Below are 17795 nucleotides of genomic sequence, written 5' to 3'. Positions count from 1 at the left end.
ATAAAGGAATTTGTGGTGGCGAAGGCCAAGAAGAAAGTTGCCAAGAAGAAGGGCCGTAAGCAAACCGGCAAATCGAAGCGCGCCGCCAAAACGCCGGCTCGGAAGAAGCGCACCAAGAAAGCCAAGCGCACGGTGAAGAAGGCCGAGACGGTCGCCGGCAAAAAATCGGCCGCCAAGAAGGCTGCGAAGAAGTCATCGACGAAATCCGCCAACAAGGCAAAATCTGCAAGGCGCGGCTCGACATCGCGCAAGACTAAGGCCCGCGTTGCCGGCACGACGCCGGTTACCGGGAAGGGCGTTAAGGAACGCGTCAAGCAGACCGCTGAGACAGCTACCAAGGAAAAAGCCAAGGTTGGCGCCACAACCAAGGTGGCCCCGGACGTCGCAAAGCCATCGACAGCGGTCGCCGGGAATTCCTTCTACATTACGACCGCGATCTCGTACCCGAACGGGGCGCCGCATATCGGGCATGCCTATGAGGCGATCGCGACCGATGCGCTGGCACGCTTCCAGCGGCTCGACGGCAAGGATGTGTTCTTCCTGACCGGCACCGACGAGCACGGCTTGAAGATGATCCAGACTGCGCAAAAGGAGAACATGACCCCTGCAGAGCTCGCCGCGCGCAATGCCGCCCAGTTCAGGGAAATGGATGAGCGGCTGAACATCTCGTTCGATCGCTTCATCCGGACCTCCGAAGAGCAGCACCATCGTTCGGTCCAGGAAATCTGGAAGCGCATGGCCGCGAATGGCGACATCTATCTCGACAGCTATGCCGGCTGGTATTCGGTGCGCGACGAGGCCTATTACGCCGAGGACGAGACCGTGGTCGGCGAGGACGACGTGCGCCGCGGCCCGCAGGGCACGCCGGTCGAATGGGTAGAAGAGAAGAGCTATTTTTTCAAGCTGTCCGCCTATCAGGACAGGCTGCTGGCGCTCTATGAAAGCCAGCCCGACTTCATTGGGCCGGAATCGCGCAGGAACGAAGTAGTCAGCTTTGTCAAAAGCGGGCTGCGCGACCTGTCGATTTCGCGCACCACCTTCGACTGGGGCGTCAGGGTTCCCACCGATCCCGAGCACGTCATGTATGTCTGGGTCGACGCGCTCACCAACTACATCACCGGCATCGGCTTTCCCGATGAGAACGATCCGGACTGGCACTATTGGCCGGCCGACGTGCACATCATCGGCAAGGATATCATCCGCTTTCACGCCGTGTACTGGCCCGCCTTCCTGATGTCGGCGGGCATCCCCGTGCAGAAGCGCGTCTTCGCCCACGGCTTCCTGTTCAACCGCGGCGAGAAGATGTCGAAATCGGTCGGCAACGTCGTCGACCCCTTCAACCTCGCCGACCAGTACGGCGTCGACCAGATGCGCTACTTCTTCCTGCGCGAGGTGCCGTTCGGGCAGGACGGCAGCTACAATCACGAGGCCATTGTCGCGCGTATCAATGCCGATCTCGCCAACGATCTCGGCAATCTGGCGCAGCGTTCGCTGTCGATGATCGGCAAGCAGTACCAGGGCGTGCTGCCGGAGCCGAGTGATTTCAGCGATAACGACAAGGCGATCCTGGCGCAGGCCGACGGCATGATCGCGCTAGCAAGGAGCGCGATGGCGACCCAGCAGATTCACCACGCGCTCAATGCGATCTGGGCCGTGGTGGCGGAAGCCAACCGCTATTTCGCGGGCGAAGCGCCGTGGGCGCTGGCCAAGACCGATCCGAAACGCCAGGCCACCGTAATGTACGTGACGGCCGAAGTCGTACGCCAGATCGCGATCATGGCGCAGTTCGCAATGCCCGCGGCATCTTCGAAAATGCTCGACATCCTCGGCATTTCGGATGAAGCGACGTCGCGCGATTTTGCGGCGCTCGCCACGCGGATCAAACCGGGCACCGTGTTGCCGGCGCCGGCGCCGGTATTTCCGCGTTACATCGAACCGGCGGCGTGAGCGGTCCGAGCCGATGCTGGTCGATAGCCACTGCCATCTCGACTTTCCCGATTTCGCCGATGACCTCGACGGGATCGTGGCGCGGGCCGCGGCCGCCGGTATCGGCCGCATGGTCACGATCTCAACGCGGGTGAGGCGGCTTGCCACGCTGCTCGAGATCGCCGAGCGATTTCCGAACGTCTATTGCTCCGTCGGCACCCATCCGCATCACGCCGACGAAGAAGACGGCATTGCAGCTTCCGAGCTGATCGAACTCACGCGCCATCCCAAGGTGGTGGCGCTGGGCGAGGCGGGGCTGGATAATTTCTATGACAACGGCTCGCCCGAAGCGCAGGAACGCGGCTTCCGCGCCCATATCGCGGCAGCCCGCGCGACCGGCCTGCCGCTCGTGATCCATACCCGTGAGGCCGACGAGTCCTGCGCCTGCATCCTCGAAGACGAAATGGCAAAGGGATCGTTCCGCGCCGTGCTGCATTGCTACACCGGCGGGCGCGAACTGGCGATGAAGGCAATCGCCCTCGGGCTCTCGATTTCGTTCACGGGTATCCTGACCTTCAAGAAATCGCAAGGTCTGCGCGACCTCGCCGCCGACTTGCCTGCCGACCGCATCATGGTGGAGACCGACGCGCCGTATCTGGCGCCCGGCAAATTCCGCGGCAAGCGCAACGAGCCGGCTTACGTCGTCGAAATTGCAAAAGTGCTGGCGGAGACGCGGGGCGTCTCGCTCGAGGAGATTTCGCGCCAGACCACGGAGAATTTCTTCCGGCTGTTCTCCAAGGTGCCGCCAGCGGAAGCGGCGTCATGACGCTGACGCTGACAATTCTCGGCTGCGGGTCCTCGGCCGGTGTTCCCCGTCCGGCGCTCGGCTGGGGCGCCAGCGATCCCAAGAATCCGAAGAACCGCCGCCGCCGGTGTTCGCTGCTGGCGGAGCGGACGTCCGACCGCGGCACGACACGGGTCCTGATCGACACGTCGCCCGACCTGCGGGAGCAGTTGATCGACGCCAATGTCGAACATCTCGACGCGGTGTTCCTGACCCACGAACATGCCGATCAGACCCATGGCATCGACGATCTCCGTTCGGTCGTGCTGCATCAGCGCCGGCGCATCCCGGTGTATCTCAATCAGTCGACTGCAAAGGATGTCCTGCTGCGGTTTTCCTATTGCTTCGTGTCGCCGCCGGGCAGCGACTATCCGCCGATCCTCGACCATCACTCGATCGAGGCAGGCGAAAACCGCGTGATCGAAGGGAAGGGCGGTGCGGTGGCGCTGTCGGCCTTCATCATGCAACACGGCAACATTCCGGCGCTCGGTTACCGCATCGGCGACGCCGTCTACACGCCTGACGTCAGCGACATCCCGCCTGAGAGTTGGCGCTTCCTGGAAAACCTCGATCTCTGGATCATCGACGGGTTGCGCTATGCCGCCCACCCCAGCCATTTCAGCGTCAACGACGCGCTGTCCTGGATCGACCGCTTCAAGCCGCGCCGCGCCGTCATCACGAACATGCATTCCGATCTGGATTATGAGGTGTTGCGCCAAAGCCTGCCGCCGAATGTCATACCGGCCTATGACGGCATACGGCTGACGCTGGAGCAGGCGCGTTGAAGACGTCTGGACCATGTTGCCAAACTGGCAACGATCGACGTCAAAAGTCAGCCGGCGCTGTTGGCGCCGGCTGACTAATCGCAGAATGGTCTAGTGATGGTCGTCGCCGCGATGGTCGTCGGCGTCCACAATCCGGTCGCGATCGGTCCCCGGAGTGAACGAAACTCCGCGGAGGACTTCGCCGAATCGTGCCGTCCGGATAGCCGCAAAGCTCTCGCCCGCGGGAACGCTGGTTGCCGCAAGATTGTCGGTTATCATAACCAACTGGTTCGGATCGGCGCCCTGGTCGCCGTTTCCGCTGACGGTCGAGGTGATGGCCCAGATTGTCGCGGTGCCATCGCGATTGACGCGACCAGTGATGTTGCGAAGGCCGTCTGCGGCGGGCGCCCACGGCAGGCTGGTCTTGGGATTTAGCCCGGTCGGATAACCACCGACCGCATAGGGTACGCCGAGGTTAAGGCCGGACTGCAGCACGTAAGCGCGTTTCCATGCGCCGAGGGTGGAATCGAACACCCACTTCTGCAATCCCGCTCCGGTTTGCGCGGCGGCCGTCGTATACTTGCCTGTCGACGGGTCATAGGTGTTGGTGCCGTCGCCCTCGTCGGTGACATAAAGTGTCTTGGCGTCGGCGAACCAGACCCCGAACGGGAACGACGTCGCCGTTTTGGCCAGTGTCGTCGGGAAGCCCTTCAGGATGCACATGTTATAGGGAACGACCCCCAACGTCTGCAACTTGGTGGCGTCGTAGGGGATAGGTGCCGCGGGAAGGGTCGCAGTTGCTCCCGGCAGACCGACGCCGCTCGGGCACGCCAGCGGCTTGCCGTTGCCATCGAACCCAGTCGCATCGATGAAATATACGGTGTTGACGCCGTTGCTGCCGCTGCCCTTGGTGACATAGATGACGTTGTTGGAGACCGTGAGGCCGCGGAAGTTGGTGTCCTTGCCGGTCTTGTCGGCCTTTAGTCCGAGTTGCGTGATGTTGAAGCTGCCCACCGGTGTGGGCAAGCCGGGAGTCTGCGCGGCGAGCGGCGTTCGTTCGGCGGTCAGGATTTGTGCGCCCGCACCTATGATGATTCCGTTCGGCTGGGGATTTCCCCCGTTGCCGGCATTTCCGACGGTGTAAACGATGTTAGCGCCGTTCTTGTTGTTCAGGACCGCGGCGCGGCCATTGTTGCCGCTGTACGCATTGGTCTTCGTGAAATGAAAACTGCCGAACGCGTCAACTTCCGCGACCACGCGGTAGTAGCTCCCGGGGACGGGGTTGGTGGGGTCGACCACGCCCGGTGTATTGGAATTCGAGACATCGAGCGCGTTGACGGGCGCGAGGTAACCCATGAATGTCACAACACGGCCGTCGGTCGACAGATTGAGCGCGATTTCGGATTTGGAGGGAAAGCTGGTGACGACGCGCTCCTTGGTCGGGTCGTCCCGGTCATCGCCGCTATGCGGCACTTTTACCTCGAGCGAGCTCACAAACTTTCCCGACGGCTTGAGTTGATCCAGCACGATCTTTGACGTGATGCCGAAACTGCCATCGGTGAGAACGTTATTAAAGACAAACGGATAGGCGCCGGAATCCGTCGCGGTCACACAATTGGGAGCGATGCAATTGGGCGGCAGCAGCGTCGCGCCCGCAACAACATTCGTCGGATTGTTGTCGTAGACGGAGCGACTGATCAGCAGATTTCCCGATTCGAAACTATTTCCCGGTCTGAAGCCGATGCCGTCATCATCTGCAAAGGCGCCCGCGGTGCCAAAAACGCCCGACAAGAAGAGTGTGACGGCCAAACCCGTCCGAAAAGCCGGCGGCCAGTAGTAAACGCGCGATCCTGCAACATTCATCGAGAATACCTCCCAGTTTTCGCCGGCAATATGAGCCATGCGGCGATCGCCCCGAGGTTTGCCCGTGTTCTGTTACAAGCGTAAGAATGCGATGCGGCTGCGCTGGCGCGCGTCGGATTGATCCACAGCCGATCGCAGGTTAATTGATGAATTGAAGAGCAGGCTGTTCGAACGCCGTTATCGCGATCGGCCGGCAAATTGGTGCCAATGACGAACCTGGTCGGCGTTCAGACGCGCGTCTGCGGCACAGGGTGGACGATCCACACAAGCGCCGATGATTTTCAACATGCGCGGTACCGTGCTCCCCGTCGCTCGCGCCTAGCGTTCGTCCCGCATGTACGGGCTGTGCTCGGAAACCAATCGCAGATTGGGGTCGGCGGTGAGCGACGAGTCGGTCGATACCCTCATCTCGGAGAGCCGCTCCACACCGGCGCTGATCTGGTAATCCTCAAGGACGAGCACGAGGGTGGTGATGAAAAAACCGGCACAAAGGATCAGAAATGTCCACTTCATAGGACTTCTCCTTGTGATTTGCCCTCAACGTTCCCCTTTGATGCATAAATAGGGCCAAAATTCAGGAAGGAGGTTGACGAAGTCGTGCTCGACTGGCCCTCAAGCCGAGATCGCCTTCGCCGAATCCACCTGGTTGCGCAGGATGAATTTTTGAATTTTGCCGGTCGATGTCTTCGGAATAGGCCCGAATACCACCGCCTTCGGCGTCTTGAACCCCGACATCTGGTTGCGGCAGAAGGCGATGATCTCGGCTTCGGTCGTCTGCGCGCCTTCCTTTAGTTCGACGAACGCGCACGGCACCTCGCCCCATTTGCCGTCCGGCTTTGCCACCACCGCCGCGAAGAGCACGGCGGGATGCTTGTAGAGTACGTCCTCGACCTCGACAGAAGAGATGTTTTCGCCGCCGGAAATGATGATGTCCTTGGAGCGGTCCTTGATGATGACATAGCCGTGCTCGTCGAGCACGCCGAGGTCGCCGGTGTGAAACCAGCCGCCGGCGAAGGCTTCCCGGGTGGCCTTCTCGTTCTTCAAATACCCCTTCATCACGATATTGCCGCGGAACATCACCTCGCCGATGGTCTCGCTGTCGCGCGGCACCTCCTGCATGGTCTCGGAATCGATCACGGTGACGGCTTCCTGCAGCGGGTAGGGCACCCCCTGCCGGCGTTTCAGCCGCGCGCGTTGATCGGCGGGCAGATCGTCCCAGCCCGGCTGCTCCGCACAGACCGACGCCGGTCCATACACCTCGGTCAGTCCGTAGACATGGGTGAGCTTGATACCGATGCTTTCGGCGCCTTCGAGCACGGCGACCGGGGGTGCGGCGCCGGCGATCAATCCGACGACGCGCCGTGCGGCGCCGCCTTTCGGCGCATCCGGCGCATTGATCAGGGTGTTGTAGACGATCGGCGCGCCGGCCATGTGGGTGACGCCGTGCTTTTTGATCAGCTCGAAGATCTTGCCGGGGTCGACCTTGCGCAGGCAGACATTGACGCCCGCCGACGCCGCGATGGTCCAAGGGAAGCACCAGCCGTTGCAATGGAACATCGGCAGGGTCCAGAGATAGACCGGATGCTGGCCGAGATTGGCGGCTAGGATATTGCTCACGGCGTTGAGGTAGGCGCCCCGGTGGTGTGTCACCACGCCTTTGGGATTACCCGTGGTGCCCGAAGTGTAGCCGAGCGCGATGGCGTCCCATTCGTCTTCCGGCAATTTCGCAACGAAGCCTTCATCGCCTTGCGAGAGCGTGTGCTCATATTCGATCGCGCCGATCCGCTTGCCGCCTGGGAAAGCCGCATCGTCGACGTCGATGACGAGCGGTTTTGGGCCTTTCATCAGTGTCAACGCTTCCGAAATCACGCCGGTGAATTCCGGATCGACCAGAATGATCTTGGCGCCGCCGTGATCGAGCTGGAAGGCAATGGAGGGAGCGTCGAGCCGGATGTTGAGCGCGTTGAGCACGGCGCCCGCCATCGGCACCGCGAAATGGACTTCGTTCATCGCAGGGATATTCGGCAGCATCGCGGCGACCGTGTCACCGGTGCCGATGCCGTGACCCGCGAGATATGACGCAAAGCGCCGGCAGCGCGCATAGGTTTCGGACCACGTAAAGCTGCGGCCCTCGTAGACGGCGCTGAGATGGTCGGGGTAGACGACGGCGCTGCGCGCCAGGAAACTCAAGGGCGTCAGCGGCACGTAATTGGCGGGCGTCTTGTCCAATCCGATATTGTATTGGTTCTCTTTCCCACTCATCGGCCACCTCCCATTTGACTGCGCTTACAGGAATCCGATCGATATCCACGGAAAGATCGCCACCACGATCAGGCCTATCAACAGTGCCAGCAGATAGCCCCAGATCGGTCTGATCCCCTCGGCCGGATCGACGCGCCCGATGGCGCAGGCGGCATAATAGCCCACTCCGAACAGCGGGGCGAACAATCCGATGCCCATCGCAAGAATGATGATCATCGCGTAATGGACCTCGTGCACGCCGACCGCGCGGGCAATCGGAAACAACAGCGGGCCGAACAGCACGATCGCCGGAATGCCCTCGAGCACGCTGCCCAGGATCGTAAAGGCCACGATCGATACCGCGATGAAGGCCGCCGAGCCGCCGGGCAGGCCGGTCATGGCGGCCGCCAGCGCCCGCGAGAAACCGGACTGGGTCAGCCCCCATGCCATACCTGTCGCGGTGCCGATGATCATCAGGATCGCGCCCGACAGGCACGCAGTCTCGACCAGCATCGGTCCGAGGCGCCGCCAGTCGAATTGGCGATAGACCACGAGCCCAATGACCAGCCCATAGACGATGCCGATGGTGGAGACTTCGGTCGCGGTGGCGACGCCCTCGACCACGGCGGCGCGGATCACGAACGGCAGTGCCAGCGCGGGCAGGGCGACGACGAACGAGCGGGTAACCTCGCCGGCCCCGGCGCGCTTGACGTGGCTCAAATCCTCGCTGCGGTAACGCCACCACACCAGCGTCGACAGCGTGACCGCCAGCACCACGCCCGGCAGCAGGCCGCCGGTGAACAGTGCCGAGATCGAAACGCCGGTCACCGAGCCGATGGTGATCAGCACGAGGCTCGGCGGAATGGTTTCGGTCTGGGCGCCGGTGGCGGCCAGCAAGGCGACGAGATCGCCGGGTTTTGCCCCGCGGGCCTTCATTTCCGGAAACAGCACCGGCGCGACCGCGGCCATGTCTGCGGCCTTGGAGCCGGAGATGCCGGAGACCAGGTACATCGCGCCAACGAGCACGTAATGCAGGCCGCCGCGGACATGGCCGAGCAGGCTCGCCAGAAACGCCACCATGGCGCGCGCCATGCCGGTCATCTCGATCAAGAGCCCGAGGAACACGAACAGCGGCACCGACAGCAGGATAAGGTGGCTCATGCCCTCGTCCATGCGGCCGACCAGCACCATCAGCGGCGTCCGCGTCGTCAGCGCCAGATAGCCGAAGATTGCGAGGCCGAAGCCAAACGCAATCGGCACCCCCGAAAAGACGCAGAAGCCGGCCACGCCGACAAAGAAGATGATCAAATTGATGTTGCCGAGCGGACGCAACCACGGCTGCGCCAGCCAGAATATCCCGATCACCAGTGCAACCGACAGTACGGCGCTCAGCAGGATCTTGATATCGCCGGCCCGCATCAGCCGCAGCACCGCAAACAGCGCCATCAGGCCGATGCCGACCGGGAGCGCCGCAGCGCGCCAGATGTTTGCGATCTGCAGCGCCGGCGTGGTGATGAAACTTTCCTCGTAGGCGTATTCGTAGGAAGGCCAGGCGATCAGGAGCAGAAAGGCCAGCGCGGCGCAGGTCGCGACCGTGTCGAGATAAGCCCGCATCGCAGGGCCGGCGCCGGCGACAATGGCGGTCATCCGCATGTGCTCGGAACGGCGGAACGCGACCGCAGCGCCCAGCATCGCCAGCCACAGGAACAGGATCGAAGCCAGTTCGTCCGACCAGATCAGCGGGCTGCGCAGGCCGTAACGCGCGACCACGCCGGCGAACAGGATGACGATCTCGGCGACGACCAACAGCGCCGCGGGGATCTCGACCACCATCCCGAGCGCCGATTCCAGCGATGCGGCGAGCGAACGGCGGCGAGGGGACATCGCCTCGCCGGCCGCCGCGATGGAGCCTTCGGCGTGAGCAGCCATGACGGTTCCCTGGCGAAAAAGCGTTACGACAGCTTGCCCGCGGCCTTCTCCAGCAGCGCCCAGGCCTGCTCGCCGTATTTGCCCTTCCACTCGGCATAGAACCCGGCCGCGCGCAGCTTGTCGCGGAACGGAGCCGCATCCGGCTTGTTGAAGACCAGGCCCTTGCCAGCCAGTTCCTGCTGCAGGCCGGCATTCAGCTTGGCGACATCCGCACGCTCGTTGACCGCGGCCGCGTTAATGTTCTTGGCGACGATGGCGCGCACGTCGGCCGGCATCGCTTCCCACGCCCGGCGGTTGGCCAGGAACCAGAAGCCGTCCCACATGTGGTTAGTCAGCGAGCAATATTTCTGCACTTCGTAGAGCTTTGCGGTCGAGATGATGGCCAGTGGATTTTCCTGGCCCTCGACGATCTTGGTCTGCAGCGCGGAGTAAACCTCGCTGAAATTGATCGAGGCCGGCGCCGCGTCGAAGGCCTTGAACATCGAGGTCCACAGCGGCGAAACCGGGACGCGAATCTTGAAGCCCTTGAAATCGTCGGGACCGTTGATCGGCTTGCTCGAGGACGTGGTCTGGCGGAAACCATTGTCCCAGATCTTGTCCATGACGACGAGGCCCGCCTTGTTGATCTCGCCCCGCACATAGCCGCCGAGATCGCCGTCCATGGCCTTCCAGACCGTGTCGTAATCCGGGAACGCGAAGCCGATGCCGTTGATCGAGGCCGCCGGAACCAGCGTGGCCAGGATCAGACCCGACAGCGTGAAGAATTCGACGCCGCCGGAGCGGATCTGACTCAGCATGTCGGTGTCGGAACCGAGTTGGTTGTTCGGAAAAATCTGCAAATCGACCCGGCCATTGGTCTCGGCCTTGATTGCCGCCGCCATCTCCTTGGCGCGGACGTTCATGGGATGGGCATCGGGAAGATTGTTGGCATATTTGTAGGTGAATTCGGCGGTCTGCGCGCGCGCCACAAACGGTGCGCCAATGCCGCCCAGAACCACCGAGGCAGCGGAAGCCCTGAGTAGCGCGCGTCGTGAAAAGCTCATCTAAATCTCTCCCTTGGGATTCTTGTTCTTGTGGAGATGGCACCTTACGGACCTGACGCCGCTGGGTCATCCGCCATCTTGCGAGGCGGCTTATTGCAGTGTCCGCAGACGACGGCAACACCGGGGCTCGCAACAACGCGGGCAGCCGCAGCAGTGCGATGGAACCAATCCCGTTCGGTCAGGTGCAGATGAGGACGTTCCAGTAAGTAACTGATCTAATTGTATATAAAATATTCCATAATATACCTTATGCGAATTGAGGATATCTGGACCGAACCAAACCATTCGATCTGAGCCTTTTGTTCTCGATCGAAGCCCGGGCCGATGCTGACCTAACAGATCGGCAGCTGCGCCATCGGGCCGCCGGCCGAATGCCGGATCGGCGGGCGTTGGCGGCGCGGTCTTTGAATCAGACCTGCCGCGAATCAGACCTGCCGTTCCGGCAGCCGCAGCACCAGTCCGTCAAGCTCCGGCGTGATCTTGATCTGGCAGGACAGGCGGCTGCCGGCGCGGCGCTCGGCTGCGGCGCCGGCGAGCAGCTCGTCCTCGTCGTCTCCAACCGGCCCTACCCGGCCGATCCACGCGTCATCGACATAGACGTGGCAGGTGGCGCAGACCAGGCTGCCGCCGCATTCGGCGACGATGCCGTCAATGCCGTGCACGATCGCGGCGCGCATCGCACTGTCGCCGAGTTCGGCTTCAACAGACTCGGCGCAGCCGTCCGGATGAATGAAAGTGATGGTCGGCATGGAAGGCTCGCTCAGGCTGGCGTCAGGGTAATGGGAAGACTGTCGAGACCGCGCAGCGTGTTGTTGTAACGCCGCTTCACGGCTCCGGTGATCGCGATGGCGGCGACCTTGCGCGCCAGCGCCGCCAGTATCACCTCACCTTCCAGCCGCGCAACCAGCTGTCCCACGCACATGTGGATGCCGGCGCCGAAGCCGACATGGCCTGAAGTCTTGCGGGTGATGTCGTAGCGGTCGGGATCAGCCCATCGCCTGGGATCGCGGTTGGCTGCCCCCAGGAACATCAGGACTTTCTCGCCCTCGCCGATCTTGCAACCGCCGATCTCGACGTCCCGCGTGGTGGTACGGAAGAATGTCTGCACCGGGCTCTCGAAGCGGACCGCTTCCTCGAATGCATTGCGCGCCAGAAGAGCCGGGTCGCGGCGCAGCCGCTCCCATTCGTCCGGAAAACGCGCGAGGCAATAGATCGCCGCGCCGATGCCGTAGACGGTGGTATCGAGGCCCGCGCTGAGCAGGGAACGAACCAGCAGCGGGGCTTCGGTTGCCGTAATGTCCCCGGTATCGACACGGGCATGGATGCAGGCCCCAAAACCTCCGGGCGCCAGGTTTTCCCGTTGGCATTGCTCCCCGACATAGGCCTGGTGCGGGGCGGAGCGCTCGATGGCGGTCTGGCGCAGTTCGTTCGGCGGGCCGAAGGCGTTGAATACCAGGCCCGCATAGGGAATCAGATGCTCACGTCCCTCCTGCTTGAGGCCGACCGCGTCGGGAAATACCGACAGGGGATACGCCTCGGCGAGATCGGTCACGGCATCGAAGCTGCCTTTTGCCAAGAGATCGTCGACCTTTGCTTCCGCTGCCGCGGCGAAACGATCGCGAATTTGTTTCATTACCGCCGGCGACAACACCTTGCTGAGCACGGCGCGGGTGCGGGTATGGGCGGGCGGATCCGCCTCTAGAATGAGGCTCGGCGGCCGCCACGGCTTTTCCTTGGCAAAATCGCTCAAGCCGACACCGCGGCTGGAGCAGAACGTAGCGGGGTCGTTAAGGACGCCATAGACTTCCGCGTAGCGCGCCACCCCGTAGACATTCCATTTGCCGAGATGCACCACTGGCCCCGCCTCGCGCAGCGCCTCCTGCACCGGAAAGGGATCGTCGAAATATTCGATGGCAAACGGGTCAATATCGAGGGCCGGAATCCCCGAGAGCGACCGGCCAGCCGCTTCGTGTGCGCCTGCCCCGTTATTCCCAGCCAAACCTGTTGCGACCATGCGAGCCTCCCGAAGTTGAGTCTTGTAAAGCTGCGGCTTAAGTCTCTATTTCTCGAGCGCGTGTTTGCGAGGATGATGCGAGCGATGGGCAAGAACGGATCGACCCACACGCCCCGAAAGGCGGCACGAATCGGCCGCGCCAAAGCAGGCCCGACGCTCGATCTCGAGCGCTACGTGCCTGCCTTTGTCACCTTCATCGCCAATAAGCTGTCGCGCAGCGCCACGGTGTTTTACCAGAAGCACTTCGGCATCAATGTCACGGAATGGCGGATCATGTCGTTGCTCGCGATCGAACCGGGCATTACCGCCTCGCGCATCTGTCACGTCATCGGCTTTGACAAGGGGCCGGTCAGCCGCACCCTGACCATGATGCAAGCCCGCGACCTGATCGCGATCGAGACCGATCCGCGCGACGGACGCAGCCACTCGGTTTCGCTGACGCCTAAAGGACGAGCCATCCACGACGAAGTGATTGTCGCGGCGCTGGAGCGCGAGCGCCGGTTGCTGTCCTGTCTTCGAAAGGAGGAGCGGGAAATCCTGATTGATTTGCTCCGGCGCGTCCACGCCAACCTCGGCGCCGTGACCAGTCAAACCGAGCCCTGAGCCGGCGGCCGGCCGTGAAATGTTCGCTGTCCATGGGTCTTGTCGCAATCCCGCGATACCGCGTTGACCGATCACGGCCATCGGTCCCTCGTAACGCCCAGGCGCGCCTGAGTTGTGAGACATCTTCCCTCCCCGACGGGCACGGCAGTTGTACTTGCTCTCAGCCCCCTTTGAACCGAAGCCTCCCACAAAATAGTTGCTTTGGCAACAAAAAAGGCATGAATCCGACTCAACCTTCCAGGGAACAACTCTCGCGCGCCGCGCCCGGCGGCGCCTTCATTTCGAGCTTCGTCTGCTGCGAACAGCGATCGAGTGCCGCTGCGATTTCCGCGGCAGCGATCGGCCAGCGCACAACGTCGGTGACACCGGCGATCACCAGGCTATCGGCGCCGATTTCTTCGGTGGATTTCGTTGCCAACACGATTGGCAGGCGGGGCGCAGCCTGATGCAACGCCGCCGCAAGTCCGAGAGATGCACTGGCCGATCCGAGATGGCCGACGACCAGCGCATCAAACCGCTCCGGTCTGTCCCGGCACGCGGCCAGCGCCACCTGTCCGTCCGTGAAGCCGACCGGTTCGTAGCCGAGTGCCGCCAGGGTCTCTTCGTCCCTTAATAAGCGCGCGCTTTCGTTGGCAACCATCAATATCGTTTCGCCGCGGCCGAGCGGGACCGCCGCCGCATCCAGCTGCAGTGCCGCCCCGCTCGTCGCCAGAGCCGGCAACCAGACCTCGAAACGTGTGCCTTCGCCCGGTGTACTCGTCACGTTCATCGTTCCGCCATGCTCACGCACGATTTCACGTACCGTTGACAGTCCGAGGCCGTTGCCGGCCGAACGGGTGGTGAAGAAAGGTTCGAAGATCCGCGCCAGGGTTGCCCCGTCCATGCCGCGGCCGGAGTCGCTCACCGCAAGGAGTACATAGCGTCCCGGTTGAAGCTCGCCGTGGCTGAGCGAGCGAGCGCCGGTCAGTTCGAGCAGTTCCGCGTCGAGCTCGATTTGCCCGGCATTCTCCATGGCCTGACCCGCGTTGTTGCAGAGATTGAAGATCACCTGCTGCAATTGCGCCGATTCGCCGGAAACGACGGCGGCTGCCGGCGGTTCCTGGATTGAAAGCTCGATTCCCGGCGGCAGCGACACGTTCAAGAGCGACTCGGCCTCGGCAACCAAAGCCCGCACGCTGACGGGACAGCGCCGCGCGTCGCGGCGGCGTCCGAAGGCAAGCATCTGATCGACGAGGTCGCGTGCCCGCTCCGCGCCGCGGCGAATCGCACTGAGATTGCGAAGCAGTCGGGCGTCGGAACCGAGGCGATCTTCCAGCACCTCGGAATGGCCGAGAATGCCACCCAGAATATTGTTGAAGTTGTGCGCAATACCGCTGGTGAAAGTACCGACCGCTTCAAGGCGGCGAGCCTGCCGCAGGCGCGTCTCCAGCCGTGCGCGCTCGTTTTCCATGGCTTGCCGCCCGACCGCATAGACGATGGTATCGAGAGCCATCCGCAGCAGACTGAGTTCGCCCGGTGTCGTAATGTGACACGGGCGGCCGATCGCATCAAAACCCAGAACGAAGCTGTCGCCGTCCGGGCTGACATTCGTCGCGCACCCCCATCCCCCCAGGCCCAGGGCGATGCATGCGTCCTTTTTTTCTCCCGCCGGCATCCGATCGACGCTGCCGACATGGACGATCCCATCGAACACGGGATCGAACCGAGCCGCGAGCGCCGGCGCGTTCTCCGGCCAGCCCCGCGGAAAGCTCTTGCCGGCTTTGCACCAGACATACGACCGCGGCGCGGGGCCTGACCGCACAAAATAGGCACGGTCCGAGCCGATGCACCGCGCCATGTCGTCGAGCGCCCTTTCGATCTCGGCATCGACATTCTGCGGCTGCGCGTTGATGAAGCGCATCGAGATACCCGCGATCACATGCTCGAACGCGGCGCGGCGCTGCAGCGCCTTTGCGCGCGAGCGCAGCTGCAGACCAAGATAAACCAGGAACCCGACCAGAAGCAGCGATGTCCCGTAAAGCACCCGGCGAAACTGCCGTGCCGTCGTCCGCGATGCCATCTGGCGCATCAGGATCATCGACCGGAGAGCGTCCTGGTCCGGCTTTCGCGGCACCGCACGCATCGCTTTCAGGGTATTGTCAACTGCAGGCAGAAGGTCATGGAGCAGCCGCCCATGCGCCAGCAGCGGTGCAACGGAATCGCTATCGGAGGCAGGCGTCTGTCTGGCCACTGCATCCAGCCGATCCCGAACCTCGCCCGCAGCCGCCGATGAAGTATCCAGCGTCAGATGCAGCATCGCAGCGGCGGCCGAGCCGATTGCCGGCTCCAGCTCCGAAGAAACCGGACGCACGCTGAACCGTCCGAAAAACGAAAGCGAATTGTGCAGCAGGGCATTGTCGCTCTTGAACTTCTCGACCAGCTCTTCCTGCCGGTCAACGGAGGTCGCGAGCCGTTCGACGGCCGCCGCCGTCTCGGCATCGATGACGGCAGTTGCGCGCAATCGATCGAGCGAATTGCGCAACGCGTTGATCTCCCGAACCAGCGGATCGTAGTTGCGCAAGGTGCCGGCGCGCGCGGTGAAGACGTCGCGGTACAACGCATTTTCGACGGTCGCGAAACGGTCGATCTCCGCAAGCGCATGGTCGAACAACTCCGCCTCCGGATTGATCGCGCGCAGCGACAGCCAGGTGAGCAGCACAACGAGCAGGGAAACGACCGCTACAACGGGTGTCAGTTTCATGGCGCCGCTCCCACCACGGGTGCGCCGCGATATGTTCCGGTCAGCGTTTGCAGGAAGGCAACGATGGAATCGACCTGCTGATCCGACAGCGTTCGATCCAGCTGCGCCGCGGCCATCTTGCGGACGGCCTCTTTGAGGGTCGGCGTGTTGCCGTCATGAAAATAGGGCGGCGTCGTCGCGACGTTGCGCAGGCTCGGCACCCGCACGATCTCGGGCTTGGCCGCGACCAGCGGCCGAAAGATCCCCTGTCGCTCGAAGAGATTGCCTCCGACATTTACACCCTGATGGCACGAACTGCAGCCAAGCGACTTGAACAACTGATAGCCGCCCTCCTCTTCGGCCGATAGCGCCGACGCATCACCACCAAGCCAGCGGTCGAAGCGGCTGCCCGGTGTGAGCAGCGAGTTCTCGAAGGTCACAAGCGCGTCAAGGAAGCTCGCGCGATCCGGTGGGTGCCCGTAAGCGGCGCGGAATCGCTTCACCATCTCCGGATCGGCATTGAGCTTCCCCAGCACTTCCTCGACGCTGGTGTGCATGTTGGCCGGGTTTTCCAGCGACGACTCGGCCTGCGCGCCGAGGGCCCGGAAGTTACCCTCCCAGTTCAGTCGAAAACTGAGCGCCGCGTTGAAAACCGTGAGAATCTCGAACGGCGCCTTCGATCCGTCATGGGCAAACGTCCTTCGGCCACTGCTGGCACCATTTGTTCGCAAGTCGTGACAGGAGGAGCACGCGAGCTGGCCGTCTCTGGACAGACGCGGGTCGCCGAACAGACTTTCTCCGAGCTTGAGCTTCAGCGGGTCCGCCGCCGGCGGCGGCGGAATCGGGGTGATCGGTTCCTGATCGGGCGAAGGCTTGGCGGCCGCCTGGGTATCGGGAACCTGCCCCGCAGCGCTTCCCAGCGGGAGCAGCAGCGCCAGACAGATCCAGAGCGACCACGGGCGGGCGCGCAGAAAGGCCGGTACTACCGGCCCGCACGCAAACACCATTTCCAGACGGTGCCGCCGGCACAAGGCCGGCGACCACGATCGGATCATTCGCGGCGATCTCCATGCCCAGCAAAACATTCAATGTCGAAGCGACAGATCCCGATGTCGCGCAAAGCGCGATCGTCGAGGGATCGCAACTCCGCCACCGCCAGGCGCCTGTCGCGCATGGCGCGGAGGCGCGACCACAATTTTCCTGCCAACGACGTGAGCGACGCGCTACAGCCCGGCGAAGCAACTCCCGGCGCCTCCGATCGCGCAGCGCGTTCGACCGCAACAGGGACCATTACGGTGGACTCGGTCCGACGCGATGGCGACCGCAGGACGGGCTTCACGCCCGACGGATTGCCACTTTCCCCCTGACCGACGTCCCCCTGCCCGACAAGCTCGTCCTCGACATAGCAGGGGTACATCGCTTGGGCATAGGCAGCACAGCCCGCCAGCACCTCCCCCATCGTCCAGGACATGAACGCGAGCAGGAATCTCGAAAATACGATTTCACCGGTCGCCGCAAGCGCCCCGATAACCCAGGCGCCGCCACGGAAAATCGCGGCAGGGATCACGCGCCTCGGCGCATCCTGCTCCGGCCTCGCTCGGATCGGTGCGCCCCCGCTTGTGCGATGGCTTTCACCTCGGCGCAGGTCGATCTGATGGAACGAATAAACATGCGGCCGCACGCCCCGGTATCGCTTGACGAAAGCTGGGCCCGTAGTCGACAACGATAAGCCCGGTGACGGCGATATCGTCCTCGCGTCTCGTTGCCCGGTGAACAAAAGCGGCGACAGCGCGTCGGATAACTGCTTTTCGAAATGCATTGGCCTCTCCCAAAAATAGTTGGCTCGGGA

Annotated in this window: 14 protein-coding genes; 4 read left to right on the top strand and 10 right to left on the bottom strand. The window is 62.9% G+C overall.

The features are described from left to right. Positions 1-15 precede the first annotated feature (15 nt). The 3 genes from metG to B5525_RS31150 are packed head-to-tail and all read left to right on the top strand — an operon-like array spanning position 16 to position 3555. A complete protein-coding gene (gene metG / locus B5525_RS31160; protein ID WP_079574025.1) occupies positions 16-1947 on the top strand; it encodes a methionine--tRNA ligase in 1932 nt (643 codons plus the stop codon). 13 nt (positions 1948-1960) lie between these two features. Further along, complete coding sequence (locus B5525_RS31155; RefSeq protein WP_079569465.1) at positions 1961-2752, top strand: TatD family hydrolase; 792 nt, start codon at positions 1961-1963, stop codon at positions 2750-2752. Beyond that, entirely contained in the window at positions 2749-3555 is an 807-nt protein-coding gene (locus B5525_RS31150) for an MBL fold metallo-hydrolase (RefSeq protein ID WP_079569464.1), read from the top strand. The genes B5525_RS31155 and B5525_RS31150 overlap by 4 nt, the downstream gene beginning before the upstream one ends. A 90-nt stretch (positions 3556-3645) precedes the next feature. Here B5525_RS31150 and B5525_RS31145 read toward each other — a convergent pair whose 3' ends face one another. From B5525_RS31145 to B5525_RS31115, 7 genes are all read right to left on the bottom strand, one after another. Further along, positions 3646-5436 (bottom strand): hypothetical protein, encoded by a 1791-nt coding sequence (locus B5525_RS31145; protein ID WP_154073551.1) that lies wholly within the window; start codon positions 5434-5436, stop codon positions 3646-3648. 279 nt (positions 5437-5715) lie between these two features. After that, entirely contained in the window at positions 5716-5910 is a 195-nt protein-coding gene (locus B5525_RS31140) for a hypothetical protein (RefSeq protein WP_079569462.1), read from the bottom strand. Positions 5911-6009: 99 nt separating this feature from the next. After that, on the bottom strand, positions 6010-7659 hold the full coding sequence (locus tag B5525_RS31135; RefSeq protein ID WP_079569461.1) for an acyl-CoA synthetase: 1650 nt from the start codon (positions 7657-7659) through the stop codon (positions 6010-6012). A 24-nt stretch (positions 7660-7683) separates the two neighbouring features. Further along, the gene (locus B5525_RS31130; protein WP_079569459.1) at positions 7684-9567 is read right to left on the bottom strand and encodes a TRAP transporter large permease subunit; all 1884 of its coding nucleotides are present in this window, start codon (positions 9565-9567) and stop codon (positions 7684-7686) included. A 23-nt stretch (positions 9568-9590) separates the two neighbouring features. Further along, complete coding sequence (locus B5525_RS31125; protein ID WP_079569458.1) at positions 9591-10610, bottom strand: TRAP transporter substrate-binding protein; 1020 nt, start codon at positions 10608-10610, stop codon at positions 9591-9593. Between the two features lie 425 nt (positions 10611-11035). Next, on the bottom strand, positions 11036-11359 hold the full coding sequence (locus B5525_RS31120; protein WP_079569456.1) for a 2Fe-2S iron-sulfur cluster-binding protein: 324 nt from the start codon (positions 11357-11359) through the stop codon (positions 11036-11038). Positions 11360-11370: 11 nt separating this feature from the next. Further along, positions 11371-12624, bottom strand: a complete 1254-nt coding sequence (locus B5525_RS31115; RefSeq protein ID WP_079569455.1) for a cytochrome P450 — start codon at positions 12622-12624, stop codon at positions 11371-11373. An 84-nt stretch (positions 12625-12708) separates the two neighbouring features. Between B5525_RS31115 and B5525_RS31110 the strand changes: the two genes are divergently transcribed. Further along, complete coding sequence (locus tag B5525_RS31110; RefSeq protein WP_079569453.1) at positions 12709-13227, top strand: MarR family winged helix-turn-helix transcriptional regulator; 519 nt, start codon at positions 12709-12711, stop codon at positions 13225-13227. 229 nt (positions 13228-13456) lie between these two features. On the opposite strand, the gene B5525_RS31105 is transcribed toward B5525_RS31110, so the two are convergent. Genes B5525_RS31105 through B5525_RS46715 form a run of 3 tightly spaced genes read right to left on the bottom strand, consistent with a single transcriptional unit; the run spans position 13457 to position 17765 of the window. Then, positions 13457-15967, bottom strand: a complete 2511-nt coding sequence (locus tag B5525_RS31105) for a two-component system VirA-like sensor kinase (protein WP_079569452.1) — start codon at positions 15965-15967, stop codon at positions 13457-13459. Continuing rightward, positions 15964-17001, bottom strand: coding sequence for a cytochrome-c peroxidase (locus B5525_RS31100; protein ID WP_244567649.1), 1038 nt, complete (start codon positions 16999-17001; stop codon positions 15964-15966). The genes B5525_RS31105 and B5525_RS31100 overlap by 4 nt, the downstream gene beginning before the upstream one ends. Continuing rightward, complete coding sequence (locus B5525_RS46715; RefSeq protein WP_244567648.1) at positions 16998-17765, bottom strand: DUF1127 domain-containing protein; 768 nt, start codon at positions 17763-17765, stop codon at positions 16998-17000. Before B5525_RS46715 ends, B5525_RS31100 begins: the two co-directional genes overlap by 4 nt. Between the last annotated feature and the right edge of the window lie 30 nt (positions 17766-17795).

The organism is Bradyrhizobium erythrophlei (genome assembly GCF_900129505.1).
GTDB classification, from domain to species: Bacteria; Pseudomonadota; Alphaproteobacteria; order Rhizobiales; family Xanthobacteraceae; genus Bradyrhizobium; species Bradyrhizobium erythrophlei_D.
Note: the sequence above shows the minus strand (reverse complement) of the source record. Positions and strands in the feature narration are given on the sequence as shown.

Excerpts from the sequence above, each read along its gene's own strand:
- B5525_RS31115 (WP_079569455.1), bottom strand. The coding sequence starts at position 12,624 with ATGGTCGCAACAGGTTTGGCTGGGAATAACGGGGCAGGCGCACACGAA.
- B5525_RS31150 (WP_079569464.1), top strand. The coding sequence starts at position 2,749 with ATGACGCTGACGCTGACAATTCTCGGCTGCGGGTCCTCGGCCGGTGTT.
- B5525_RS31100 (WP_244567649.1), bottom strand. The coding sequence starts at position 17,001 with ATGATCCGATCGTGGTCGCCGGCCTTGTGCCGGCGGCACCGTCTGGAA.
- B5525_RS31110 (WP_079569453.1), top strand. The coding sequence starts at position 12,709 with ATGGGCAAGAACGGATCGACCCACACGCCCCGAAAGGCGGCACGAATC.
- B5525_RS31140 (WP_079569462.1), bottom strand. The coding sequence starts at position 5,910 with ATGAAGTGGACATTTCTGATCCTTTGTGCCGGTTTTTTCATCACCACC.
- B5525_RS31125 (WP_079569458.1), bottom strand. The coding sequence starts at position 10,610 with ATGAGCTTTTCACGACGCGCGCTACTCAGGGCTTCCGCTGCCTCGGTG.
- B5525_RS31145 (WP_154073551.1), bottom strand. The coding sequence starts at position 5,436 with ATGGCTCATATTGCCGGCGAAAACTGGGAGGTATTCTCGATGAATGTT.
- B5525_RS46715 (WP_244567648.1), bottom strand. The coding sequence starts at position 17,765 with ATGCATTTCGAAAAGCAGTTATCCGACGCGCTGTCGCCGCTTTTGTTC.
- B5525_RS31155 (WP_079569465.1), top strand. The coding sequence starts at position 1,961 with ATGCTGGTCGATAGCCACTGCCATCTCGACTTTCCCGATTTCGCCGAT.
- B5525_RS31130 (WP_079569459.1), bottom strand. The coding sequence starts at position 9,567 with ATGGCTGCTCACGCCGAAGGCTCCATCGCGGCGGCCGGCGAGGCGATG.
- B5525_RS31120 (WP_079569456.1), bottom strand. The coding sequence starts at position 11,359 with ATGCCGACCATCACTTTCATTCATCCGGACGGCTGCGCCGAGTCTGTT.
- B5525_RS31105 (WP_079569452.1), bottom strand. The coding sequence starts at position 15,967 with ATGAAACTGACACCCGTTGTAGCGGTCGTTTCCCTGCTCGTTGTGCTG.
- B5525_RS31135 (WP_079569461.1), bottom strand. The coding sequence starts at position 7,659 with ATGAGTGGGAAAGAGAACCAATACAATATCGGATTGGACAAGACGCCC.